General features: G+C 62.0%; 2 pseudogenes. Both read right to left on the reverse strand.

The annotated features are described in order from the left end of the window. Positions 1-525: pseudogene (locus AYR66_RS23230) on the reverse strand (succinate--CoA ligase subunit alpha); the annotation flags it as partial. Between the two features lie 285 nt (positions 526-810). After that, positions 811-1,144, reverse strand: a pseudogene (gene sucC, locus AYR66_RS23235) (succinate--CoA ligase subunit beta); the annotation flags it as partial.

Genomic DNA, 1,144 nt, shown 5'->3' on the forward strand with positions numbered 1-1,144 from the left:
GAGGCCGAGCGCGGTCAGCTGCGCCACGGCTTCATAGGTCAGGGTGCCGGAACGCGACACGACGCCGATACGGCCCTTCTTGTGGATGTGACCCGGCATGATGCCGATCTTGATTTCGTCCGGCGTGATCAGGCCCGGGCAGTTCGGTCCGAGCAGCAGGGTCTTGCTGCCGGCCTTCTTCATCTTGTCCTTGACTTCCAGCATGTCACGAACAGGGATGCCTTCGGTGATGCAGATTGCCAGGTCGAGTTCGGCTTCGACGGCTTCCCAGATCGCAGCAGCAGCGCCTGCGGGCGGCACGTAGATCACGGACACGGTCGCGCCGGTCTTTTCCTTGGCTTCCTTGACGTTGGCGAAAATCGGAATGCCTTCGAAGTCCTCGCCGGCCTTCTTCGGGTTCACGCCGGCGACGAAACAGTTCTTGCCGTTGGCGTACTCGCGGCACATACGGGTGTGGAACTGGCCGGTCTTGCCGGTGATGCCTTGCGTGATGACTTTGGTGTCTTTATTGATCAGAATCGACATTTGTAATTCCCTATGAGAGTGGTATGAACTGGATTGGGGGGCGCGCAGCCCCGAGAACCGGGCGAATGCAAGGCGCGGCGACGCGTCGTAGCGGGGCTACGGCAAGGAGCTGCAACACGGCAGTCGCCCGGTTATCGGGGCTGCCCTCAGGGTTCGGTCGAGAAGGGACGCATTGCGGTGTTGCGCCGCTTGCTCAGACGCCCAGTCTGAGCGACGCGCCGCGCCGGGCACTGCATCCCTTCTCGACCGAACGCGCCCCCCAATCCAGCTCATACCACTCTCCGATTATTTACCGGCTGCAGCGACGACCTTCTGTGCTGCTTCTTCCATCGTGTCAGCCGCGATGATCGGCAGGCCGGATTCGGCCAGCATCTTCTTGCCCAGGTCTTCGTTGGTACCCTTCATGCGAACGACCAGCGGCACGCCCAGCGACACTGCCTTGGATGCGGCGATCACGCCTTCGGCGATGACGTCGCAGCGCATGATGCCGCCGAAGATGTTGACCAGGATGGCTTTCAGGTTGGGGTTCTTCAGCATCAGCTTGAAGGCTTCGGTCACTTTCTCGGTGGTGGCACCGCCGCCCACGTCGAGGAAGTTGGCCGGCTCGCCGCCGAACAGC

The organism is Noviherbaspirillum denitrificans (assembly GCF_002211445.1).
GTDB lineage: Bacteria > Pseudomonadota > Gammaproteobacteria > Burkholderiales > Burkholderiaceae_D > Noviherbaspirillum > Noviherbaspirillum denitrificans.